The 22,686-nt window shown below is 65.3% G+C and carries 24 protein-coding genes; 17 read left to right on the forward strand and 7 right to left on the reverse strand.

The window, feature by feature from the left end:
* Positions 1–35: 35 nt before the first annotated feature.
* The gene (locus tag ACR9YP_RS08720) at positions 36–1,304 is read left to right on the forward strand and encodes an ATP-binding protein (protein WP_474219396.1); all 1,269 of its coding nucleotides are present in this window, start codon (positions 36–38) and stop codon (positions 1,302–1,304) included.
* Here the strand turns inward: ACR9YP_RS08720 and ACR9YP_RS08725 are convergent.
* Positions 1,231–2,124, reverse strand: a complete 894-nt coding sequence (locus tag ACR9YP_RS08725) for a YihY/virulence factor BrkB family protein (RefSeq protein WP_438103153.1) — start codon at positions 2,122–2,124, stop codon at positions 1,231–1,233. The two genes, ACR9YP_RS08720 and ACR9YP_RS08725, sit on opposite strands and share 74 nt — an antisense overlap.
* Positions 2,125–2,454: 330 nt before the next feature.
* Between ACR9YP_RS08725 and ACR9YP_RS08730 the strand changes: the two genes are divergently transcribed.
* The 6 genes from ACR9YP_RS08730 to ACR9YP_RS08755 all read left to right on the forward strand — a co-directional run bounded on the left by ACR9YP_RS08730 (position 2,455) and on the right by ACR9YP_RS08755 (position 6,577).
* Positions 2,455–2,649 (forward strand): twin transmembrane helix small protein, encoded by a 195-nt coding sequence (locus tag ACR9YP_RS08730; RefSeq protein ID WP_091891278.1) that lies wholly within the window; start codon positions 2,455–2,457, stop codon positions 2,647–2,649.
* Between the two features lie 68 nt (positions 2,650–2,717).
* Positions 2,718–3,290 (forward strand): cob(I)yrinic acid a,c-diamide adenosyltransferase, encoded by a 573-nt coding sequence (locus ACR9YP_RS08735; RefSeq protein ID WP_438103151.1) that lies wholly within the window; start codon positions 2,718–2,720, stop codon positions 3,288–3,290.
* 126 nt (positions 3,291–3,416) lie between these two features.
* On the forward strand, positions 3,417–4,166 hold the full coding sequence (locus ACR9YP_RS08740; protein WP_438103149.1) for an electron transfer flavoprotein subunit beta/FixA family protein: 750 nt from the start codon (positions 3,417–3,419) through the stop codon (positions 4,164–4,166).
* Positions 4,166–5,110: an electron transfer flavoprotein subunit alpha/FixB family protein gene (locus tag ACR9YP_RS08745; protein WP_474219398.1), complete on the forward strand. Its 945-nt coding sequence runs from the start codon at positions 4,166–4,168 to the stop codon at positions 5,108–5,110. The genes ACR9YP_RS08740 and ACR9YP_RS08745 overlap by 1 nt, the downstream gene beginning before the upstream one ends.
* Positions 5,111–5,300: 190 nt before the next feature.
* Positions 5,301–6,182: a 3-hydroxybutyryl-CoA dehydrogenase gene (locus ACR9YP_RS08750; RefSeq protein ID WP_474219400.1), complete on the forward strand. Its 882-nt coding sequence runs from the start codon at positions 5,301–5,303 to the stop codon at positions 6,180–6,182.
* Between the two features lie 200 nt (positions 6,183–6,382).
* Positions 6,383–6,577: a putative motility protein gene (locus ACR9YP_RS08755; protein ID WP_027562813.1), complete on the forward strand. Its 195-nt coding sequence runs from the start codon at positions 6,383–6,385 to the stop codon at positions 6,575–6,577.
* A gap of 61 nt (positions 6,578–6,638) precedes the next feature.
* Here the strand turns inward: ACR9YP_RS08755 and tlpA are convergent, their stop codons facing one another.
* A complete protein-coding gene (gene tlpA, locus ACR9YP_RS08760) occupies positions 6,639–7,304 on the reverse strand; it encodes a thiol:disulfide interchange protein TlpA (RefSeq protein ID WP_128931208.1) in 666 nt (221 codons plus the stop codon).
* A 101-nt stretch (positions 7,305–7,405) separates the two neighbouring features.
* Here tlpA and argH point away from each other — a divergent pair, with 101 nt between their 5' ends.
* From argH to lysA, 3 genes are all read left to right on the forward strand, one after another.
* On the forward strand, positions 7,406–8,803 hold the full coding sequence (gene argH, locus ACR9YP_RS08765; RefSeq protein ID WP_474219402.1) for an argininosuccinate lyase: 1,398 nt from the start codon (positions 7,406–7,408) through the stop codon (positions 8,801–8,803).
* Positions 8,804–8,896: 93 nt separating this feature from the next.
* Entirely contained in the window at positions 8,897–9,184 is a 288-nt protein-coding gene (gene lptM, locus ACR9YP_RS08770; protein WP_438103142.1) for an LPS translocon maturation chaperone LptM, read from the forward strand.
* Positions 9,185–9,207: 23 nt separating this feature from the next.
* On the forward strand, positions 9,208–10,473 hold the full coding sequence (lysA, locus tag ACR9YP_RS08775; RefSeq protein ID WP_474219403.1) for a diaminopimelate decarboxylase: 1,266 nt from the start codon (positions 9,208–9,210) through the stop codon (positions 10,471–10,473).
* Positions 10,474–10,660: 187 nt separating this feature from the next.
* On the opposite strand, the gene ACR9YP_RS08780 is transcribed toward lysA, so the two are convergent.
* Both ACR9YP_RS08780 and ACR9YP_RS08785 read right to left on the reverse strand, forming a co-directional pair.
* Positions 10,661–11,566, reverse strand: coding sequence for an NAD(P)-dependent oxidoreductase (locus ACR9YP_RS08780; RefSeq protein ID WP_438103140.1), 906 nt, complete (start codon positions 11,564–11,566; stop codon positions 10,661–10,663).
* Positions 11,567–11,799: 233 nt separating this feature from the next.
* Positions 11,800–12,183, reverse strand: a complete 384-nt coding sequence (locus ACR9YP_RS08785) for a carboxymuconolactone decarboxylase family protein (protein ID WP_091891246.1) — start codon at positions 12,181–12,183, stop codon at positions 11,800–11,802.
* A 169-nt stretch (positions 12,184–12,352) separates the two neighbouring features.
* Here ACR9YP_RS08785 and ACR9YP_RS08790 point away from each other — a divergent pair, with 169 nt between their 5' ends.
* The 3 genes from ACR9YP_RS08790 to ACR9YP_RS08800 all read left to right on the forward strand — a co-directional run bounded on the left by ACR9YP_RS08790 (position 12,353) and on the right by ACR9YP_RS08800 (position 16,990).
* On the forward strand, positions 12,353–14,314 hold the full coding sequence (locus tag ACR9YP_RS08790; RefSeq protein ID WP_438103138.1) for a TIGR02302 family protein: 1,962 nt from the start codon (positions 12,353–12,355) through the stop codon (positions 14,312–14,314).
* Positions 14,302–15,441, forward strand: a complete 1,140-nt coding sequence (locus ACR9YP_RS08795) for a DUF4175 family protein (protein ID WP_438103136.1) — start codon at positions 14,302–14,304, stop codon at positions 15,439–15,441. The genes ACR9YP_RS08790 and ACR9YP_RS08795 overlap by 13 nt, the downstream gene beginning before the upstream one ends.
* A 259-nt stretch (positions 15,442–15,700) precedes the next feature.
* Positions 15,701–16,990 (forward strand): IS4 family transposase, encoded by a 1,290-nt coding sequence (locus ACR9YP_RS08800; RefSeq protein WP_438103448.1) that lies wholly within the window; start codon positions 15,701–15,703, stop codon positions 16,988–16,990.
* Positions 16,991–17,152: 162 nt separating this feature from the next.
* Here ACR9YP_RS08800 and ACR9YP_RS08805 read toward each other — a convergent pair whose 3' ends face one another.
* On the reverse strand, positions 17,153–17,527 hold the full coding sequence (locus ACR9YP_RS08805) for a response regulator (RefSeq protein ID WP_091891237.1): 375 nt from the start codon (positions 17,525–17,527) through the stop codon (positions 17,153–17,155).
* 40 nt (positions 17,528–17,567) lie between these two features.
* Positions 17,568–18,446 (reverse strand): MJ0042-type zinc finger domain-containing protein, encoded by an 879-nt coding sequence (locus tag ACR9YP_RS08810; RefSeq protein WP_474219406.1) that lies wholly within the window; start codon positions 18,444–18,446, stop codon positions 17,568–17,570.
* A gap of 191 nt (positions 18,447–18,637) precedes the next feature.
* Between ACR9YP_RS08810 and ftsE the strand changes: the two genes are divergently transcribed.
* From ftsE to ACR9YP_RS08830, 4 genes are all read left to right on the forward strand, one after another.
* Entirely contained in the window at positions 18,638–19,297 is a 660-nt protein-coding gene (gene ftsE, locus ACR9YP_RS08815; protein ID WP_020508614.1) for a cell division ATP-binding protein FtsE, read from the forward strand.
* Entirely contained in the window at positions 19,290–20,258 is a 969-nt protein-coding gene (locus tag ACR9YP_RS08820; protein WP_091891228.1) for a cell division protein FtsX, read from the forward strand. Before ftsE ends, ACR9YP_RS08820 begins: the two co-directional genes overlap by 8 nt.
* A 275-nt stretch (positions 20,259–20,533) precedes the next feature.
* Positions 20,534–21,238, forward strand: coding sequence for a YdcF family protein (locus tag ACR9YP_RS08825; protein ID WP_128931217.1), 705 nt, complete (start codon positions 20,534–20,536; stop codon positions 21,236–21,238).
* 21 nt (positions 21,239–21,259) lie between these two features.
* Positions 21,260–22,033: a lysophospholipid acyltransferase family protein gene (locus ACR9YP_RS08830; RefSeq protein ID WP_438103130.1), complete on the forward strand. Its 774-nt coding sequence runs from the start codon at positions 21,260–21,262 to the stop codon at positions 22,031–22,033.
* On the opposite strand, the gene ACR9YP_RS08835 is transcribed toward ACR9YP_RS08830, so the two are convergent.
* Positions 22,030–22,641 carry a gamma-glutamylcyclotransferase gene (locus ACR9YP_RS08835; protein WP_474219407.1) on the reverse strand — a complete coding sequence of 204 codons (612 nt, stop codon included), beginning with the start codon at positions 22,639–22,641 and terminating at the stop codon, positions 22,030–22,032. The two genes, ACR9YP_RS08830 and ACR9YP_RS08835, sit on opposite strands and share 4 nt — an antisense overlap.
* Positions 22,642–22,686: the final 45 nt, after the last annotated feature.

Genomic DNA, 22,686 nt, shown 5'->3' on the forward strand with positions numbered 1-22,686 from the left:
TGCTTGCGCGAGAGCCCGGGGTTCGAAGGGGATCTATGGCGGCGAAAACGCGCCCAATGCGCACCACGCGAACGTCCAGGCGACCGCCTCGGAAGCGGTCCGGGGCGGCCGGCCGGTTGCGTAAGCGCAGCACCAAGGCGGTCGCGCCTGACGTGGTCCAGGCCGCGCTCGCCGCCTTTGCCCATGAGGTCCGCACCCCCCTGACCGGTATTCTGGCGATCAGCGACCTGCTCGCGACCTCCGATCTCGGCGAGCGGGAGCGGCGCTGGGCCGACACCATCAAGGCCGGCGCCGAACATCTGGCGAGCCTTGCGACGCTGTTTGTGGACGCTGCCCGGACAGGAAAGGGGGGAAGCACGCTGCGGCAGGACCTATTCGACCTAAAGACGCTTGCCCGCAGCGCCGGCGATTCGCTGGCCGGCCGCGCCGCGGCCAAGGGTCTTCAGGCCCAGGTCGACATTTCCGAGAAGTTGCCGGGGTTGGTGGTGGGCGATCCCGTCCGCCTGCGCGCTGCGCTCGAGAACCTGATCGACAATGCCGTGAAATTCACCGATCGGGGCGGCGTGGCGCTTGCGGTGGCGCCCTGGCGTCCCGCCAAGGACGAGCGCAAAGGCAAAGCCAAGGATAAGGGCAGGGTCGGCATCGCCTTCGCGGTATCCGACAGCGGCATCGGCCTTACCATGGCCGAAATCAAGCGGCTGTTCCGCCCGTTCACCCAGGCCAATGTCACCATTGCCTCGCGCTTCGGCGGCGCCGGTCTGGGGCTATCCTCGGTGAAGCAGCTGGCGCGCGCGATGGGCGGCGACATCACGGTCGCTCCGCGCCGCGGCGGCGGCGCCACGTTCACGCTGACGGTGTCGCTGGATGCGGCGGGATCGGGCAAATCGCGCAAAGGAAAGAACGGTAGCGAGCCCGAGGCGGTGACCGCCCTCCGCGTGCTCAGCGTCGAGGACAATCCGTTCGGGCGCGTGGTGCTCAACACCATTTTGACCGAGCTCGGCCATCATGCCGAGTTCATCGGTCGCGGCGAGGATGCGGTCGGTCGGCTGGCGCAAGGAGCGTTCGACGCGGTGCTGATGGACATGGTGCTGCCGGGCATCGACGGCGTCGAGGCCATCAGGCGAATCCGCACGCTGCCGACGCCGCTGGCTCAGATCCCCATCATCGGCGTTTCCGGTCGCGGCGAGGACGAGGCGGCCTCGCGCGAGGCCGGTGCCGACGCCTTCCTGGTCAAGCCTGTGTCTCCGCGGGCTTTAGCGACTGCGCTGCTTGAAGCGACACGCCGTGAGGCAGCCGCGACTTGATGATCGCGGCATTGAGCTCGCCGCCGTACACGAAAATCGCGGCGATGAAATACAGAAACACCAGCGCGATGATGACCGAGGCCAGCCCCGCATACATCGTCACGTAATTGTTGGCGAAGCGCGCCAGGTATTGCCCGAACACGACACCGGAGACCAGCGACGCCACCACCGTGAAAACGATGCCCGGCATGATCTGGAGGAAGCTGCGCCGTCCCGCCGGCAGCCAGGCATGCAGGATGAACAGCGCCACCACCAGCGCGCTGATGGTGATGCCGTACCGCACCCAGGTGAGGATGCTCTCGTTGGACTCGACAAACAGCGGGATATGGCGTCGCGCCGCTTCGATCAGGAGCGGACCGAGCACGATCAGGAACGCCATAGCGAGCGCGGTGAAAGCTGCGATCAACGTGTAGGCAATCGATTCCAGCCGCAGCCAGTACCAGCGCCGCATCTCAACCACCGCATAGGCGCGGTTGAGCGCGACGCGGAGTGCCTCGACGCCGTTGGAGGCGAAATAGACCGACAGCGCCGCGCCGATGGTCAGAATGCCGGTGCGGGTCGTGGTCAGCACGTCGTGGACCTCGCCGGAGATCGAATCGGCGACCTGCTTGGGCCAGATCTGGAGCATCAGGCTGGCGGCCTGGTCGGCCAGTTCGTTGGAGCCGAAGAAGCCGGCAAGCGAGGTCAGCACGATCAGGAACGGGAACAGCGCCATCAGCGTCGACAGCGCGATGTGGCTCGCGATCGCCCAGCCGTCGTCAGCGAGGAACGTGTAGAACGCGTCCATCACGACGACGTAGATGTAGCGGATCGCTTTCATGCGCCACCTACACTGCTCTCTCTCCGCGCGCGCGGAGAGAGGTGGGGTGGACAGGCAATTGGCGCAAATCGGAAATCATTCCGCTACCATCTGATATTATTGGCCTAAAAGCCAGATCGTGCAGGCGATAGCCTGTCCCCCTCCGACGTCATTCCGGGGCGCGCAGCGCGAGGCCGGAATCCATTTTGCTGCAACGTACCTGGAGCGATGGATTCCGGGCTCGATGCTCCGGGTCGCGCGTCGCGCGGTCCCGTCGCATCGCCCCGGAATGACGCCGGTGGCTGCCGCGGCACCATGGCGCATCCGCAAGCACGGTGTTATCTAACCCCAATGGCATCTATCTTGAGTACTTTCATCCTGCCGATCGCGGTCGGCGCCGTGGCGCTCGTGCTGCTGCTCGGGCTCATCAACATGATGCGCGGCGGCTCGCCCAACACCTCGCAGAAGCTGATGCGCTGGCGCGTGCTGCTTCAGTTTGTGGCGATCATCCTTGCCATGCTCGCAGTCTGGGCCATGGGGCGGTAGGGCATGATCCGGAAAAAAGTGTGAAGCGGTTTTCCGACGAGATCATGCCCCAAAATTAAGAGGTCTACGTGGTCAAGTTGAACCGCATCTACACGAAAACCGGTGACGACGGCACGACGGCGCTCGGCTCGGGCGAGCGTCGCCCGAAATACGATCTGCGCATCGAGGCCTATGGCACCGTGGACGAGACCAATGCCGCGATCGGCGTGGTGCGGCTCCACACTTCGGCTATGCCCGAGCTCGACGCGATGCTTGGCCGTATCCAGAACGATCTGTTCGATCTCGGCGCCGATCTTGCGGTGCCCGAGCGCGAAGGCAAAGCGGAGCGGCTGCGGGTGGTGGCGAGCCAGGTCGAGCGGCTCGAGCGCGACATCGACGCACTCAACGACAAGCTCGCGCCGCTGACCTCCTTCGTGCTGCCGGGCGGCACGCCGGCTGCGGCTCATCTCCACGTCGCGCGCACAATATGCCGCAGGGCGGAACGGGTGATGGTGAAACTGGCGGCTCAGCCCGGCGAGCCCGTCGGCGCGGCTGGCATCCAATATATGAACCGCCTGTCGGACTTCCTGTTCGTGGCCAGCCGAGCCGCCAACGGGAATGGCGCCGGCGACGTGCTCTGGGTTCCCGGCCAGAACCGCTGACCCATTGAGCGGGCGCATTTCTAAGGTCTAAAATTTGGCTCGTTCGCGCGTTGACCGGGCCTGATCAGGCCTTTAGGTTCCGCGCCAGTTGATAACTCCCCTCCCAAATTGAGTGAAAGAGGATCGATGAAGGTCTTAGTGCCGGTAAAGCGGGTGGTCGATTACAACGTCAAGGTCCGCGTCAAGAGCGATGGATCGGGCGTTGAACTCGCCAACGTCAAAATGTCCATGAACCCGTTCGATGAAATCGCGGTCGAGGAAGCGCTGCGCCTGAAGGAAGGCGGCAAGGCGACCGAGGTCGTGGTGGTCTCGATCGGACCGGCGCAGGCGTCGGAGACGATCCGCACCGGTCTCGCGATGGGCGCCGACCGCGGCATCCTGGTGAAGGCCGAGGGCAATGTCGAGCCGCTCGCGGTCGCCAAGATCCTGAAGAAGGTTGCTGAAGAAGAGCAGCCGGGCCTGATCATCCTCGGCAAGCAGGCGATCGACGACGACTCCAATCAGACCGGTCAGATGCTGGCCGCGCTGCTCGGCTGGTCGCAGGCGACCTTCGCCTCCAAGCTCGAGGTTGAAGGTTCTGACTTCAAGGTCACCCGCGAAGTCGACGGGGGTCTGCAGACCGTGAAGCTGAAGGGACCGGCGATCGTCACCACCGACCTCCGTCTCAACGAGCCGCGCTATGCCTCGCTGCCCAACATCATGAAGGCCAAGAAGAAGCCGATCGCGGAAAAGACCGTCGCTGATTATGGCGTCGACGTCGCCGCGCGTCTCGAGATTCTCAAGACGACGGAGCCGACGGGCCGCAAGGCGGGCGTCAAGGTCAAGGACGTCGCCGAGCTGGTGTCGAAACTTAAGAACGAAGCCGGGGTGCTCTGATGACGACGCTTCTGATTGCCGAACACGACAATGCGTCGTTGAAGGACGCGACCAACAAGGCGCTCACCGCGGCGGCCGCGCTCGGCGCGGACGTCGAGGTGCTGGTGGCCGGCCAGAACGCCAAGGCCGCGGCGGATGCCGCCGCCAAGCTTGCCGGCGTCAAGAAGGTGCTGCTCGCCGATGGCGAGACCTACGCGCACGATCTCGCCGAGCCGCTGGCCGCGCTGATCGTCTCGCTGGCTCCGTCCTATGACGCGATCGTCGCGCCCGCGACCTCGCGTTTCAAGAACGTGATGCCGCGCGTCGCCGCCCTGCTCGACGTCATGCAGGTCTCGGAGATCATCAAGGTGGTCGCCCCGGACACCTATGAGCGTCCTATCTATGCCGGCAACGCCATCCAGACGGTGAAGTCGAAGGACGCCAAGAAGGTCATCACGGTGCGCACCTCCACCTTCGCCGCAGCGGGCGAAGGCGGCAGCGCACCGGTCGAGACCGTGGCGGCGGCGGCCGATCCCGGCCTGTCGTCCTTCGTCGGTGAGGAGGTCGCCAAGAGCGACCGTCCCGAGCTGACCTCGGCCAAGATCATCGTCTCCGGTGGCCGCGCCATGCAGAGCCGGGAAAACTTCGCCAAGTACATCGAACCGCTCGCGGACAAGCTTGGCGCCGGCGTCGGTGCCTCGCGCGCGGCGGTCGACGCCGGCTATGCGCCGAACGATTGGCAGGTCGGCCAGACCGGCAAGGTCGTGGCCCCCGAGCTCTATGTCGCGGTCGGCATTTCCGGCGCGATCCAGCATCTGGCCGGCATGAAGGACTCCAAGGTGATCGTCGCGATCAACAAGGACGAGGACGCGCCGATCTTCCAAGTTGCCGATTACGGCCTGGTGGCCGATCTCTACCAGGCAGTTCCGGAGCTGACGGCCGAACTCGGCAAGCTCGGCAAGTAAAACGAGCCAAAAACACCGGCCGGAGCTATAAACTCCGGCCGGTGTTGCTTTTTTGAGGCGTTTTCTTTGGTGTGGGGCCGCCTTCGAAGCGATCCAATCTAGGTTTCGAGCCAAGGTTCTGATTAAATCGGACTCCCGGCTCAAGGGGATAGGCAGGCGCGACATGCGCGCCGTTCCGGTGGATGACATTATGGCGGCAGTGATCAAGAAGGTCGGCGTGATCGGCGCGGGTCAGATGGGCAACGGCATCGCGCATGTTGCGGCGCTGGCCGGCTTCGACGTGGTGCTCAACGACGTCTCGGCTGACCGCCTCAAGTCGGGCATGGCCACCATCAATGGCAATCTGGCGCGGCAGGTCTCCAAGAAGGCCGTCACCGAGGACGACAAGGCCAAGGCGATGGCGCGGATCAAGCTTGCCGAGAAGCTGGACGACCTCGCCGATTGCGATCTCGTGATCGAGACCGCGGTCGAGAAGGAGGAGGTCAAGCGTAAGATCTTCCACGAGGTCTGCGCCGTGTTGAAGCCGGAGGCGATCGTCGCCTCCGATACGTCGTCGATCTCGATCACTCGGCTCGCCGCCGCCACCGACCGGCCCGAGCGCTTCATCGGCATTCACTTCATGAACCCGGTGCCGCTGATGGAGCTGGTGGAGCTGATCCGCGGCATCGCCACCGACGATGCGACCTTCGAGGCGTCCAAGGAGTTCGTCGCCAGGCTCGGCAAGCAGGTCGCGGTCTCCGAGGATTTCCCGGCCTTCATCGTCAATCGCATCCTGCTGCCGATGATCAACGAGGCGATCTACACGCTGTACGAAGGCGTCGGCAACGTCGAGGCGATCGATGCCGCGATGAAGCTCGGTGCGCACCATCCGATGGGCCCGTTGGAGCTCGCCGATTTCATCGGGCTCGACACCTGCCTCTCCATCATGCAGGTGCTGCACGAGGGGCTGGCCAACTCCAAGTACCGTCCGTGCCCGCTGCTCGTGAAATACGTCGAGGCCGGCTGGCTCGGCCGCAAGACCCAGCGTGGCTTCTACGACTATCGCGGCGCCAAGCCGGTTCCGACAAGGTAAGGCAACGGTGCCGGTAGGGTGGGCAAAGGCGCAAAGCGCCGTGCCCACCATCCCTTCGCAACCAGGATCCTGATTGGTGGGCACGCTTCGCTTTGCCCACCCTACGACACCGTCGTCCTTCGGCGCGCATCCGCTTCGTGACAATTCATGTCCCATTAACCCCTCGCGCCTAGGTTACGGCCGGTAAGAGGGTTCGCGTAATGGACATGATGGCGATGGTCAGCACCATGCTGGCCGCTCAGCAAGGCGCGCTGCAATCGAATATCGCGGCGACGCTGACCAAGCAGAACATGGACATGGAAAAATCCACCGTCCTGACGCTGCTGGGCGCCGGTCAGCCCTCGCTCGCCAATGTCGGCCCCGGCGTCGGCGGCAATCTCAACGTGACGGCCTAACCCTCAGCGCATGAACCGGAAAAGTGGGCACCGGTTTTCCGATCAGATCATGCGCCAATAACTAAAGCGACGCGGCGGCCTTGCCGGTCGCGGCGCGGATCAGCTTGAGCGCGTCCTCGCTCGCCCATTCCGCCGGCCCCGCGATCGTCGCGATCTCGCAGCCTTGCGGGTCGACCAGCACCGAAGTGGGCATGCCAAGGGCCCGGCCTATCGCCTTAAGATCCTGAAAAACCTTGGCTTTTTGATCATTGAAATAGCCCAGCCGGGTCAGATTGGCCTCTTTCAGGAAGGTCTTGGGCTTCTCGGAGTCGCGGGTGTCGATATTGATCGCCACCACCTCGAAATTCGGGCCCGACAGCTTGCCCTGGAGCTCGTCCAGCGCCGGCATCTCCTTGCGGCAGGGCACGCACCAGGTGGCCCAGAGGTTCACCAGCAGCGTCTTGCCGCGGAAATCGGACAATTTCTTCGGCTTGCCGTCGGCATCCTCGAAGGCGAGGTCGGGCAGCTTCAACGGAGCGCTCGCCATGGTCAGCGCCGCCACCTCGCCATGGGCGAGCGGCGCGATCTTCTGCGCGGTTGCCACCGCGGACCGGCAGGACGGATCGCCTGACGGCGACCGGCTCAGGCCCAGCCCGTACAGCGCGGCGAAGCCGGCCAGACCGCCGATCGCCACGGTGGCGATGACGAGGGGGATCCGGCGCGTGGCGGAGGGCGTCTTGTCGAGCATATCGTTTGTCATCCGGTCGCAGATATGGCTATCAGGGGCCTCTTAATACGGCTGGCTGCGGCCAGCAAACGTGCGGCAAATCAAGGCGTGAGCAGGGGATCATGAGCAACAAGATGTGGGGCGGCCGGTTCTCGGAACGTCCCGATGAGATCATGGAAGAGATCAACGTCTCCATCGACGTCGATCGTCACCTCTTCGCCCAGGACATTGCCGCGTCCAAGGCCCACGCCGCGATGCTCGCCAGCCAGGGCATCATTACGGCCTCTGATGCGAAAAATATCGGCAAGGGTCTAGACACGATTTTGTCAGAGATCGGCAAGGGCGGCTTCGCGTTCAAGCGCGCGCTCGAGGACATTCACATGAATGTCGAGAGCCGCCTGTCCGAGCTGATCGGCCCCGCCGCCGGAAGGCTGCACACGGCGCGTTCGCGCAACGACCAGGTCGCGACCGATTTTCGCCTGTTCGTCCGCGACGTCATCGATGAGACTGATGCGGCGCTCGCCGCGTTCCAGCAGGCGCTGGTGGAGCGCGCGCTGGAGCACGCCGCAACCGTGATGCCCGGCTTCACGCATCTTCAGACCGCGCAGCCCGTCACCTTTGGCCATCACCTGCTTGCCTATGTCGAGATGGCCGCGCGCGACCGCGGCCGCTTCCAGGACGCGCGCAAGCGGCTGAACGAATCGCCGCTGGGCGCGGCCGCGCTCGCCGGCACCTCATTTCCGATCGACCGCCACGCCACCGCAAAGGCGCTCCTCTTTGACCGGCCGATGGCGAACTCGCTCGATGCGGTGTCCGACCGTGACTTCGTGTTGGAGACGCTGTCGGCAGCCTCGATCTGCGCCGTGCACATGTCGCGCTTTGCCGAGGAGATCGTGATCTGGACCTCGCCGCTGGTGGGCCTGATCCGGCTCAGCGACAAGTTCACGACCGGCTCCTCGATCATGCCGCAGAAGCGCAACCCGGATGCCGCCGAGCTGGTGCGCGCCAAGACCGGCCGCGTCATCGGCGCGCTCAATGGTCTCCTGATCGTGATGAAGGGCCTGCCGCTCGCCTATCAAAAGGACATGCAGGAGGACAAGCAGGGCGCCATGGAGGGTTTTGCCGCGCTGTCGCTGGCGATCCGCGCCATGACCGGCATGGTCCGCGACCTCGTGCCCGACGAAGCCAAGATGAAGGCGGCCGCGGGCGAGGGTTACGCCACCGCGACCGATCTCGCCGACTGGCTGGTGCGGACGCTGAAGATGCCGTTCCGCGAGGCCCACCACGTCACCGGCCGCATCGTGGCCAAGGCCGCCGAAGGCGGCGTCGCGCTGCACGAGCTGCCGCTAAAGGAGATGCAGGCGATCGAGCCGAAAATCACCAAGGACGTGCTCGGCGTGCTCTCGGTCGAATCGTCGGTGAAGAGCCGGACCAGCTTTGGCGGCACCGCGCCGAAGAACGTGGCCTCGCAGGCCAAGGCCTGGGCGAAGCGGCTGGAAAAAGAGCGAAAATCGGGCTGAGGGCAAAATTTCGCTGATGTTTCATGGTCATCCGGCTCTCGCCAGAGCGCGCCAATCTCTGTATGGTGCGCGCCGCGTAGTGGGGATTTCGTCGTGACGTCAAAGTTTCGCCCGGCCGGCTCGGGGTGGGCCATCATTGTCCTTAGCCTGACGGCGCTGGCGCTCGCCGGCTGCGGCCGCAAGGGCCCGCTGGATCTGCCGCCGACGGCCTCCAATGCACCCAACGGCGCGGCGCCCGTTGACACCGAGACCGAAGCCCAGAGGACGCCGAGCGTGTTCAATCCCACCTACGGTGTGGACGCTGCGCCCGCGGCGGCCAAGGGCAGGAAGAAACCATTTATCCTCGACCCGCTCCTGGACGAACCTCCCGGCAAGCAATAAGCCGGGACAACCGAGCCTGCGCCATGAACCATTTCGACTATCGCAACGGCGTGCTGCACGCCGAGGCGGTGAACCTGTCCGAGCTGGCCGCAACCGTCGGCACGCCGTTCTATTGCTATTCGACTGCGACGCTGGAGCGGCACTACCGCGTCTTCACCGAGGCCTTCGCCGGCGAGAAGGTGCTGGTCTGCTACGCCATGAAGGCGAACTCCAACCAGTCGGTGCTGCGCACGCTGGCCAAGTTAGGCGCCGGCGCCGACGTCGTCTCCGGCGGCGAGTTGAAGCGTGCGCTGGCCGCGGGCATCCCAGCGGCTAAGATCCTGTTCTCCGGCGTCGGTAAGACCGAAGACGAACTGCGCGCCGCGCTGGCCGCGGACATCCTCTGTCTCAACGTCGAATCCGAGCCCGAGCTCGAGCTGTTGTCGCGGCTTGCGACCGAGATGGGCAAGACCGCGCGGATCTCCGTGCGCGTCAATCCCGACGTCGATGCCGGCACGCATGCAAAAATCTCCACCGGCAAGTCCGAGAACAAGTTCGGCATTCCGATCGCCCATGCCCGCGAGGTCTATGCGCGCGCCGCAAGACTCCCGGGCATCGAGGTGACCGGCACCGACGTGCATATCGGCAGTCAGATCACCGACCTCTCCAAGATGGAGACCGCGTTCCGGATCCTCTCCGAATTCGTGCAGACGCTGCGCGCCGACGGCCACAACATCTCGCATGTTGATTTCGGCGGCGGCCTCGGCATTCCCTATTACATGGACCGCGAGGCGCCGCCAGCACCCGACGCCTATGCCGCCATGGTCAAGCGCGTCAGCCACAATCTCGGCTGCACGCTGATGTTCGAGCCGGGGCGCATGATCGTCGGCAATGCCGGCATCCTGGTCACCAAGGTCATCTACGTGAAGCACGGCGACGGCAAGAATTTCGTGATCATCGACGCCGCCATGAATGATTTGATCCGCCCGACGCTGTACGAGGCGCATCATGACATCCTGCCGGTGAAGCAGCCCGCCAAGGGCGCCGCGACCATCACGGCCGATGTTGTCGGTCCGGTCTGCGAGACCGGCGATTATCTTGCGCTCGACCGCACGCTGCCGACGCCGCAGCCGGGCGACCTGCTCGCCATCATGACCGCCGGCGCCTATGGCGCGGTGCAGGCCGGCACTTACAACACGCGGCCGCTGGTGCCGGAGGTGCTGGTGAAGGGCGACCAATACGCCGTGGTGCGCCCGCGCATCGAGGTCGAGCAGCTGATCGCGATGGACACGCCGGCGCCGTGGCTGTGAGTGTGTGGTGAGGGGGCGGTAGGCCCGCTCCTCGTACTCGCTGTCGTCCCGGCGCAGGCCGGGACCCATAGCCACAGGGAGGAGTTTTGACGAAGATTCGTCGTTCGGTACTCCTACCGCCTACGACCGATAGATTCCGCGGTATGGGTCCCGGCCTTCGCCGGGACGACGAGGAGAATTCTAGGCGCTACTTCCCAGCCAACCCACCCTTCGCTCCGACCACCACCCCCGCCTTCCGCTCGATCGGCTTGATTGCCGCGGTGAAATCGGATTCTGCGCCTTCAGCGCTGATCACCGTCTCCCACAACCGCCCCACGGCATCAGCAACTTCCATCGACAGGCCGAGCTGCTTCATCTCCTCCAGCGCCAGCCGCACGTCCTTCACCATCAATCCCGTGGCGAAACCGAAATCGAACGTGCGCGGCAGCACCGAGCGCGGAAACTTGTCGCGGCTCGCGGTGTTCATGCCGGAGCCCGCATTGATGACGTCGATCATCACCGCGGGATCGAGCCCGGCCTTGACGCCCATCACCACGGCTTCCGACGTCGCCACGATGGCGGTGGCCGAGAGGAAATTGTTGGCGAGCTTCATGGTCTGCGCCGCGCCCGGCTGCTCGCCGATGAAGAACACCTTTCCGATCACGTCGAGCGCGGGCTTCAGCAGCTCGAACTCCGCCTTCGGCCCCGAGACCATCACCGCCAGCGTGCCTTTCTCGGCGCCGCCGACGCCGCCGGACACGGGACAGTCGATCTGCACGATATCGCGCTTGGCCAAGAGGCCGTGGATCTTCGCAGCCATCGCCGAGCCGACGGTGGAGAGGTCGATGAAGCGTTTCGCGCGCTTGCCCTCGATCACGCCATTCGCGCCCGTCGCGACTTCGAGCGAAGCCTGCAGCGAAGGCAGGCTCGCCATCACCGTCTCGACCTGGTCGGCGACGTCCTTCGGCGATGTCGCAGCAGTGGCACCGCGCGCCACCAGCTTGTCTATCATCTCCTTGCGCGCGTCGAACACGACGAGCTTGTGTCCCGCCTCGATCAGCCGTCGCGCCATCGGGAAGCCCATGTTTCCAAGCCCGATGAATCCGATGTCCATGGTGTTTCCTTGTGGTTGTTGTTCGTTGTTGTGAAAGATGCGCACTCCACCCTCGGTGTCGTCCCGGACCAGCGCGCCTTAAGCGCGCGCCGATCCGGGACCCATAACCACAGGCAGGAATTGTTGCGTGAAAGCGGTAACTCCGAGTCCCCGCAACCACATCGGCCTGTGGCTATGGGTCCCGGATCTGCGCTTACGCTTGTCCGGGACGACGGCGGAGGGTGGCTTGCCGCTCACGCTTTCCCATCGATCTCCGAAAACACCTCGCGCGCGATACGGAAACTGTCGACGGCGGCCGGCATGCCGCCATAGATCGCGACCTGCATCAGGATCTCGCGGATCTCCTCGCGGGTGACGCCGTTGGTCAGCGCGCCCTTCAGATGCGCGCGGAATTCGTGCTGGCGGTTGAGGATCGCGATCATCGCGATATTGAGCATGCTGCGGGTCTTGCGCGGCAGTTCCTCGCGGCCCCACACCGTGCCCCAGCAATATTCGTTGAGCATTTCCTGGAACGGACGGTTGAAATCGTCGACGTTCTTCAGGGCGTTGTTGACATAGGCCTCGCCCAGCACCGCTTTGCGGACTTCCAGGCCCTTGTCATGCATCTTCTTGTCCATGGCGTTTCCTTCGTTTTCCTCGGGGTGGCGCCGCGGAAATTACGGGGTCGAGCCGGGCCAGTCACGTCCTCGTGTTATGCGGGAAAAGGGGTGTCTCCCGTCCAGGAACGGATGCCTCAGTGCTGCCGTTGTGATAGGCTTCTCTCTACCGGGCAACCTGGAGAGCTGATTGAACGGCGTCACCCCCGACCCGTCAGACCCGATCCGCGATGGGGACGCTCTGTCGCGGCTAAAGCTGGCGCAGGCCCTGGATCGGGCCATTTATGCCATTGCATGGGAGCGTGCCTGGCCGAACCTGGCGCGGGTTCTGACCGTCGTCGGCCTGTTCCTGGTGGTGTCCTGGGCCGGCCTCTGGCTGTCCTTGCCGTTCGTCGCCCGCGCCATCGGTCTCGTCATTTTCGCCGGCATCCTGATTGCCGCCCTGTTCCCGTTGATTCGCTTCCGCTGGCCGAGCCGCGAGGAGGCGCTGAGCCGGCTCGATCGTGGCTCCGGCATCCGTCACCGCCCGGCCACCACGCTCGCGGACACGCTGACCTCGCAGGACCCGGTTGCCAAGGCGCTGTGGCAGGCGCAGCGCGAGCGCACGCTGGCCTCGCTCAAGCGCATCCGCGCCGGCCTGCCGCATCCGCGGCTCGCGCTCCACGATCCCTGGGCGCTGCGCGCGCTCGTCATGGTGATGCTGGTTGCGACCTTCTTCGCCGCCGGCGACGAGCGTGCGATGCGGCTCGGGGCCGCCTTCGACTGGAACGGCGTGCTGGCCCCGACCAATGTTCGCGTCGACGCTTGGGTGACGCCGCCGCTCTACACCGGCAAGCCGCCGATCATCCTGTCGGCTGCCAACAAGGAGGCCGCGGCATTGCCCGCCAGCGGCCCGCTTGCCGTTCCCGCCGGCTCGACCCTGATCGTACGTTCCTCCGGCGGCAGCCTGGATGTCGCGGTCTCCGGCGGCCTCAAGGAGGTCGCCCCCGCGGAAGCCGCGCCCAAGGGCACCAACGAAAAGCACTTCGCCATCGCCGCCGACGGCACCGCGCATGTCCGCGCGCCCTCCGGCCAGCCGCAATGGGCCTTCGCGGCAACCCTGGACCGTCCGCCGACGATCGCACTCGCCAAGGACCCCGAGCGCCAGGCGCGCGGCGCGCTCCAGCTCTCCTACAAGATCGAGGACGATTACGGTGTCACCGGCGCCGATGCGCACATTGCGCTGCGCCCCGCCGACACCAGGGATAACGCGGCCAAGGATAACGCGAAGGACAACAGCAAGGACGCCGACGCCAAGGGCGCGGCGCGGCCGTTGTTCCAGCCGCCGCAATTCCCGCTCGTGCTGCCGAACGCGCGCACCCGTAACGGCGTCGGCCAGACGGTGAAGGACCTCAGCGAGGATCCCCATGCCGGCGCCGACGTCACGCTGACGCTCACCGCCAAGGACGAGGCCGGCAACGAGGCGCGAAGCGAGCCCTTCAACATGCGCCTGCCCGAGCGGCTGTTCACGAACTCGCTCGCGCGCGCGCTGATCGAGCAGCGCCGTATCCTCGCGCTCGACGCCAACAGGAATTCCGAGGTCTACACCGCGCTCGACGCGCTGATGATCGCGCCCGAATTGTTCACGCCGGATGCCGGCTGCTATCTCGGCCTCCGCAGCCTGGCATCGCAGCTCGAGGCGGCCCGCACCGACGACGCGCTACGCGAGGTGGTGGCGAGCATGTGGGCGTTCGCGGTCACCATCGAGGACGAGGGCGTCGCCGGCAGCGTCAACGCGGCGCTGCGCTCGGCGCAGGATGCACTCAAGGCGGCGCTGGAACGCGGCGCCAGCGAGGACGAGATCAGGGTGCTGACGCAAAAGCTCCGCGAGGCCATGGCCGGCAAGGTGCGCGACCTCGCCCGGCGCGCCGAGCAAAATCCGCTCGGACCGCGGCAGCCGTTCCCCGCGGAGGTCCAGCTCATCCTCGACAAGGCCGTCGAGTTGCGACAGAAGACCCAGCATGCGACGCCCGAGCAGCTCGAGGAGCTGGCGCAGCAGCAGGACGCACTTCGCCAGCAGCTTCAGGCCTATCGGAAGTCGGCGAGCAACCGGGCCAAGGCGGGCAACGACGGGGCCAACCAGTTTACGCGAGACCGGAAATGCGGAAGCTAGCACGCGTGCCAGTCTTGAGGGCGATGTCGATCGCCAGTCTCGCCTTCTTGTTGGGAGGCTTGTCGCCTGCGGCTGCCCAGCTGGATCAGGATCCCGATGCGCTGCTCGACAGCGCCGAAAAGGCCATGCAGGATTCCGGCGACAGCCTCAGACAGAAGGAATCCGGGAAGAGCCTGAACAACCAGTCCGATGCCATCCAGAAGCTCGAGGAATACAAGCGGGCGACGGAACGGAGCCAATCCTCCAGCCGTGATCGCAACGTCATCACGCAACGCGATCTCGACGAGCTGCTGAAGCAGATCGAGAAGGCGGCGCGCGAAGGCAATCGCGAGGCGGCCCAGCGCATGCTCGAGCAGCTCGCGCAGATCATGGAAAATCTCCAGATGGCGCAGCCCGGGCAATCCGGCGACAGCGACATGGAGCAGGCGCTCAACGAGCTCAGCGACATGATCCGCAAGCAGCAGCAATTGCGCGACAAGACATTCAAGCAGGGCCAGGATTCCCGGCGTGACCGCTCACGCGGCAAGCAGGGCGATCAGTCGATGTCGGACCTTCAGCAGGACCAGCAGGCGCTGCGCGACCGCCTGAAGAAGTTGCAGGACGAGCTCGCCAAGCGCGGCCTCGCGCAGAAGGGACAAAAGGGTCAGAAGCAGCAGGGGCAGCAGGGCGAGCAGGGCCAGTCCGGCCAGAATGGCGATCAGGACGGCGACCAGGGCGATGACGACAGCAGTCTGGATGACGCCGACGGGGCCATGGGCGATGCCGGATCGAAGCTCGGCGAAGGCAATGCCGACGGCGCCGTGGATTCGCAGGGCAAGGCCCTCGAGGCCTTGCGCAAGGGCGCGCAGAAGATGGCCGAGGCGATGCAGCAGGGTGATGGCGACGGACAGGGCGATGGTCCCGGCAATCGCGCCGGCCGTCAGCAGAGCGGCGGCAATCAGACCGATCCGCTGGGCCGTCCGCTTCACGGCCGCGATCTGAGCGACGATTACACCGTCAAGATCCCCGGCGAGATCGACGCCCAGCGTGTCCGCCGCATCCTCGAAGAGCTCCGCCGCCGCTTAGGCGATACCTCGCGCCCGCAAATCGAGCTCGACTATCTCGAGCGGCTGCTGAAGGATTTTTGAGCGGTCGGTGAGTTAGCCTCCGGGACGTCCAACAATTCACGGCGTCGTCCCGGCGAAGGCCCTAGGGCATGCACATATCTGGTGCGGCGGATTGACTCGGATCGGCCTGGGAGGATTCCAGAATCAGAGTTCTGTGTGATTCGTATTGCGGCACTCCATGATTTGGACGGGGTGCCGCGATGTTGTCACGGATTGACTGGACGCTGGGCCGGTTCGGGGATCGTCGTCTCGATAAAGGGGGGCGGCGTTCGTCGAACGCATGGTTGTGGGCAAAACTGTCTGCCTTCGGCAGCTCTCCAGGGGGAACCGCGCGCTGGAAGTGCGGTTCAACCGCTTTCTTGGCCATGACAAGGTGACGGTGGAGCGGATCATCGAAAGCTGGAGCGAAAGCACGGTCGCTGCGGTAGAGGGCCGCCACGTGCTGGCCATCCAGGACACCAGCGAGATCCACTTCAACACCACACCGCAACGCCGGCGCGGGCTCGGAGAAATCGGCAAAGGCAATAACCACGGCGTGCTGCTGCATCCGCTGCTGGCTGTGGATGCCGATGACGGCAACTGTCTTGGACTTTTGAGCGGGCAGATATGGACGCGCACAGGTCGCCGCACGACCTCGCACGACGATCGGGAGTTATCGGACAAGGAATCGCAGCGCTGGATATCCACTGCCATGGCGGCCAAGCCGCTCCTCACCAAGGCCACAGCGGTGACGGTGCTGGGTGACCGCGAGAGCGATATTTTTGCCCTTTATGCCAGCTCGGCCGAGCAACACTTCCACGTCATCGCGCGCAGCATGCATGATCGCAAGCTTGCCGACCGCAGCGGCTTGTATGAGGTCAGCGATGCCATGGCCGCGGTGGATCGGCGTGCGATCCAATTGCCTGCGCGCGCCGCGCGGCCCGCCCGCCTGGCTCACCTCGAACTTCGCTTTGGCGCAATCGAGCTCGCCCGCCCACAGAGTAAGTTCCTGCGCCATCTGCCGGAAAGCTTGCCATTGGCGGTGGTCGATGTGCGCGAGATCAATGCCGAAACCGGGGTAGAGCCGCTGCACTGGCGGCTTCTCACCTCTCACGAGGTTACCGGCATCGAGGACGCCTGGCGCATCGTCCAATGGTACAAGCAACGCTGGATCATCGAGCAGTTCTTCCGCATCCTGAAGACACAAGGCTTCAAGCTCGAAGACAGCCAGATCGGAACCGCCGATCGCCTTCTCAAGCTGGTCGCGATTGCCGCTAAGGCGGCCGTCATCACAATCCAACTTCTGCAGGCCCGCAATGGCAGTCGCCAACCCATTCTCGCTGCCTTCGACAACGGCCAAATTAACGTGCTCACCGCCCTCAACCGTCAACTCGAAGCCGGGAGCAAGCGATTAAAGAACCCACATCCGCCCGATAGCCTCGCTTGGGCCGCCTGGATCATTGGTCGCCTCGGCGGCTGGGACGGCTACCCATCGTCCAAGCCGCCGGGCCCGATCACCTTCAAGAACGGCCTCGAATACTTCCACGCCGTCGCAGCAGGATGGAGCCTCAGAGATATGTGCATGCCCTAGGGCGAAGGCCGGGACCCATAGCCACAGGGGTGGGTTTGGCGAAGACTCGGAGTTACCCATTCGCGCTACGACCACTGCCTGGGAGTATGGGTCCCGGCCTTCGCCGGGACGACGCCGTGGATGGGGGAGGAGCTTGCGTTACGGCCGCGCCTCGCCCCGCCGCTACCTCTTCTTCGCCGCCAACGCATCCGCCACAGCCGTGCGGATGTCGGCGACCGAGAACGGTTTTGTCACGACGTCGTGCACCAGTGCGTTGAGGTTCGAGGCGCGCTCGCGCTGGTCGGCAAAGCCGGTCATCAGCAGGATGGTCAGCTCGGGGAAATCGCGCGCGGCGGAGAGCGCCAGTGCGATGCCGTCCATGACAGGCATCTGGATGTCGGTGAGCAACAGGTCGAATGCGCCGTCCTCGCGAGTCAGGATCTCCAGCGCCTCGGCGCCGTCCTGCGCGGTGACGGTCTCGTGGCCGTCCATGGCGATGGCGCGCGCCACCAGCGTGCGCATCGAATCCTCGTCGTCGGCGATCAGGATTTTCGGCATGAGAGCAAACCTTGGGACCAACTCCCGCTTGCGAGGCTGATTATACGCTGCCGCCGGCAATGTCGCGGCGGTTGAAGAAGCGAACGTCGATATTGCGGCCCTCCGCCGGCGGCGAGGCCAGGCGCGAGCGGAAGAAGGCGCGCTCGCCGGGCCGCAGCACGGTCTGCTCCAGCACCGTGTTCCAGGCGTAGATCTCGGCGCCCTGCGCGTCGTGCACGGCGAAGCGCAGGCGCGGGATGTCGAGCGGCTTCTTGCCCTCGCCGACGATCACGCCCTCGATCACCAGCACCTGCTTACCGTCGACGGTTTCGCTGGACAGCTTGACGTCCTTGAAGGCCAATCCTCTCAGATTAACCTCGATCCCGACCAGCTTGTAGAACGCCGCCGTCTGCGGCAGCAGCCGCACCATGTCGCCGCGCCAGATGACCAGCGCCAGAATCAGCGCGCCCATGGCGGCGCAGGCGGTCGGCAGGCCGAAATAGGATTTTCGCGGCGCCGCGGCGGCAGCCGGGCGGCTGACCCGTGCGCCGCGGCGACGGAACAGGTCGCGGAACCAGGACTGATGCTGCGCGCCAGCGACGTCCTCTTCGGCGGCCCGGGCCGCCGCGGACCACTCGTCCTCGATCTCCTTGGTGTCCTCGGTCGGCCAGTCGCTGGCGATCGAGGGGCTATCGACCATCGGGGTGTCGGCCGCGCTGTCGTCCTTGGCGTAGGAGTTCCACTGTTCGGCGAGGTCGGACTGATCCTCGGCTTGGCTGGCCGCGGCCATGGCCGGGACGGAGGCCTCCTCGATGGCATCCTCAGCATGGGCGACCCAGGTCTCCTTGCAACGGGAGCAGCGCACCGTCCGGCCGTTCGCGCCCAAGCTCGCGGGCTTGATGGCGTAGGATGTCGTACAATGGGGGCAGACGATATGCATGGACGAGCCTTGATGCATGGACGAGGACTTGGACTGGTCTTGACGATGCCACGGTCGTGGAGAACCGGGCGGCCCTTATGCTACCGGGCGAGCGTTAACGAACCGGAAACCATAACGGTCGCAAAACCCGTTAATCGCGTATGGCGGGGCACAACCGTGTGGCCCGCGCCCCCTCTCGAACGGAGCTGAGCTTGGTTCGGTTCGAAAATGTCGGATTGCGTTACGGTCTGGGGCCGGAGATCCTGCGCGACCTCAGCTTCCAGATCCCGGCGCATTCGTTTCAGTTTCTCACCGGACCGTCCGGTGCCGGCAAGACCTCGTTGTTGCGCCTGTTGTTCCTGTCGCATCGGCCGACGCGGGGCCTGGTCAATCTGTTCGGCCACGATATCTCGCGGCTCGGCAAGGACGAGATCGCCGACCTGCGCAAGCGCATCGGCATCGTGCTCCAGGATTTCCGCCTGCTTGACCACATGACGACCTATGAGAATGTCGCGCTGCCGTTCCGCGTCATGGGCCGTAGCGAATCGAGCTATCGCAAGGAGGTCATCGATCTCCTGCGCTGGGTCGGCCTCGGCGACCGCATGGATGCGCTGCCGCCGATCCTGTCGGGCGGCGAGAAGCAGCGCGCGGCGATCGCGCGCGCGGTGATCTCGCGGCCGCAGCTGCTACTCGCGGACGAGCCGACCGGCAGCGTTGACCCGACGCTCGGCCGCCGCCTGCTGCGGCTCTTCATCGAGCTCAACAAATCAGGCACGGCCGTCATCATCGCGACCCACGACATCGGCCTGATGGACCAGTACGAGGCGCGGCGCCTGGTGCTGCATCAGGGACGGCTGCACGTCTATGAGTAGGACCGACGAGCGCGGCGTGCTGGTCGACCTCGGGCAGGAGCGTCCGCAGCTTCCGGCCAAGGCACGCAACATGTCGCCGATCGTGCCGCGTGCCTCGATCCACGGCCGCGCGCTGGTCGCCGTCGTCGCCATCATGACCTTCCTCGCCTCGATGACGACAGGCACGGTGCTGCTGGTCAGCGCTTCCGCCGCCGAATGGCAGTCGGAGGTCGCCAGCGAAATCACCATCCAGGTCCGTCCGCTGGCTGGCCGCGATCTCGAACGCGACACCGCGGCGGTGACGGAGGCGATGCGCGCGCAAGCCGGCATCGTCGAGGTCAAGCCGTTCACCAAGGATGAAAGCGGAAAGCTGCTCGAGCCCTGGCTCGGCACCGGCCTGTCGATGGACGATCTGCCGGTACCGCGCATGATCATCGCGCGCGTGCAACCGGGCACGCCGCTCGATCTCGGCGCGCTGCGCGCACGCGTCACCCAGGTGGCGCCGAGCGCGAGTGTCGATGATCACCGTGCCTGGATCGAACGCATGCGCTCGATGACCAATGCCACCGTCCTCGCCGGCATCGGCATCCTCGCGCTGGTCATCATCGCCACCATCATCTCGGTGTCGTTTGCGACCCGCGGCGCCATGGCGGCGAACCGCCCGATCGTCGAGGTCCTGCATTTCGTCGGCGCCGGCGACCGCTACATCGCCAACCGCTTCCTGCGCCATTTCCTCAGGCTCGGCCTGGAGGGCGGCGTGATCGGTGGCGGCGCCGCTATGCTGCTGTTCGGCTTCTCCGAGTCGATCGCCGGCTGGTTTTCCGGCACCCCCGTCGGCGACCAGTTCGCAGCCCTGCTCGGCACCTTCTCGCTGCGGGCATCCGGCTACATCGTGCTCGCGGTCCAGGCGGTGCTGATCGGCGCCATCACGGCCGTTGCCTCGCGCCAGACGCTGTTCGCGACGCTGAACGATGTGGATTGAGTTCTTTTTCTTCCCTTCTCCCCTTGTGGGAGAAGGTGGCGCGAAGCGCCGGATGAGGGGTATCTATCCATGCGCACGAACGTCCAGACGAAGTTGCGGAGAGACACCCCTCACCCGTCTCGCCGCTAACGCGGCGAGCCACCCTCTCCCGCAAGGGGAGAGGGGAATCGAGCTCGCCGCCTGAGTATTCTTCGCGTTCGTAGCCCGTCAAACCAGACTCCACTTCGCCTCAAAACGTCTTAAAATCACCTCAGGGAAGGGATCACCGACATCGCATGACCTCGCCGACCGAAGATCGATCGCCGAAACTGCCGCGCGGCTGGCTGCGCGCGACAATCGTGTCGACGATCGCGCTTGCCTTCGTCGGCGCGGCAGCGGGCTTCGTTGCCTTCCTGTCGCAATTGCGCGGCGCCGAGATGGTGCCGGACCGCAAGGCGGACGGCATCGTGGTGCTGACCGGCGGGTCCTCGCGGGTGTCGGACGCGATGGAGCTGCTCGCTGCCGGCTACGGCAGAAGGCTCCTGATCTCGGGCGTGCATCCGACCTCGACGGCGAGCGACATCTCCCGGACCCTGCCGGAAAACCAGTCCTTCATGACCTGTTGCGTCGACCTCGACCGCACCGCGCTCTCGACCCGCGGCAATGCGGCGGAGGCGCGGCGCTGGGCCGAGGGGCGCCGGTTCAAATCGCTGATCGTGGTCACCTCGAATTATCACATGCCGCGCGCGCTGGTGGAATTCTCGCACGCGATGCCGCAGACGACGCTGATCCCGTTCGCAGTCGTCGGCGACAAATGGCGCGAGGAGCCGTGGTGGACTTCGCCGTCGACGTTGCGGCTGCTGCTGTCGGAATATGCCAAATACGTCGCGGCCGAGGCCAGGGTGCGGCTGGAGAATTTCGGGATTGACCTTTCGCCCGAAGTGTCGGAGCAGCCTTCAGGCTTGCAGCCGAAGCGGCCTGCCACCGCACAGGCCAATTGACCGGCAATGATCGGATCGTCGATGTTTCTGATTTTCCTGCGCTCGCTCGTGTTCAACGTGCTGTTCTACGCCGTGCTGGTATGCCTGGCGATAGTGGCGCTGCCGACCTTTGCGCTGCCGCCGCGCGCCATGCTGACGGTCGCGGAAGGGTGGGCGAAGGCGACGCTGGTCCTGATGCGCGTGATCTGCAACATCAAGGTGGAATTCCGCGGGGTCGAGAAGATTCCGCAGGGCCCATTGCTGATCGTGGCCAAGCACCAGTCGTTCTGGGAGACGTTCGTGCTGCCCGGCTTCTTCGACCGTCCGATCTTCATTCTCAAGCGTCAGCTGATGCAGATCCCGGTCTTCGGTCAGTTCCTGGTCAAGACCGGCATGATCGCGATCGACCGCAATGCCGGCGTGAAGGCGCTGCTGGACATGACGCGGCGGGCGCGCGTAGCCGTGCGCAGCGGCCGCCAGCTCGTGATCTTTCCGGAAGGCACGCGCCGCGCGCCGGGCGCTGCCCCCAACTACAAGACCGGCTTTGCGCAGATCTATTCCTCCTGCGGCGTGCAGTGCCTGCCGATCGCGCTCAATTCCGGCCTGTTCTGGCCGCGCCGCACCTTCATGCGCTATCCCGGCACGCTGGTGGTGGAATTCCTCGATCCACTGCCGGCGGGCCTACCGAAGGACGAGTTTCTCGCGCGCGTGCAGACGGCGATCGAAGACGCGACCGGCCGCCTCGTCGAAGCCGGCCGGAAAGAGCAGGAGCAGTTGATCGGCTCCGCGCCGAGCTATGCGCCGTCGGAGAGTTAGCGATTCTCGCGATCTTCGGCCGGCGCCGGCGCGTGCAGAGAATGCGCATCACCGTGCAGCATCGTCGCAAGCCGGTGCAGCTGCGTGTCGCGAAAGCCTTCGGCCTCGATTGCTTTCACCGTCGCGGTGACGTAGTCCCGATTGGCGCCGGACTGGCCATGGCCCTGGATGACATGGCTGTGCTGCTCGGTGAGCGACAGCCGGCCGGCATATTGGACATGGCCGCGGTCGACGACATAGGTGAGTGCGGAGACGCGCTGGCGCGCATCGTTCTCCAGCCACACCGAGCGCATCACCTCGCGGTAGACCGAGGTGACCTGCTCGCGTTCGCGCAAATAGGCGACGACCTCAGTGCGGTTCTTCTCGGCGACGCGGAAGGCAATGCCGCGGCAGGCGCCGCCGCGGTCGAGCCCGAGCACCAGGCCCGGCTTCTCCGGCGTGCCGCGGTGCACGAAGGAATAGACGCAGAGCGCGCGATGCTCGCCGACCAGCCGCGCCGGGACGCGCTCCTCGAATTCGAAGCCCGGCCGCCACATCAGCGAGCCGTAGCCGAACACCCAGAGGTCGTCCTTGGCTGTGGTGACGGAGGGGAGGGGGATTTCCGACATTTCGGGCACGGCTACCAGAACCGTGCCCCCAAGCGAAGCGAATTC

The sequence above is a fragment of the Bradyrhizobium sp. BR14999 genome, from assembly GCF_056106085.1.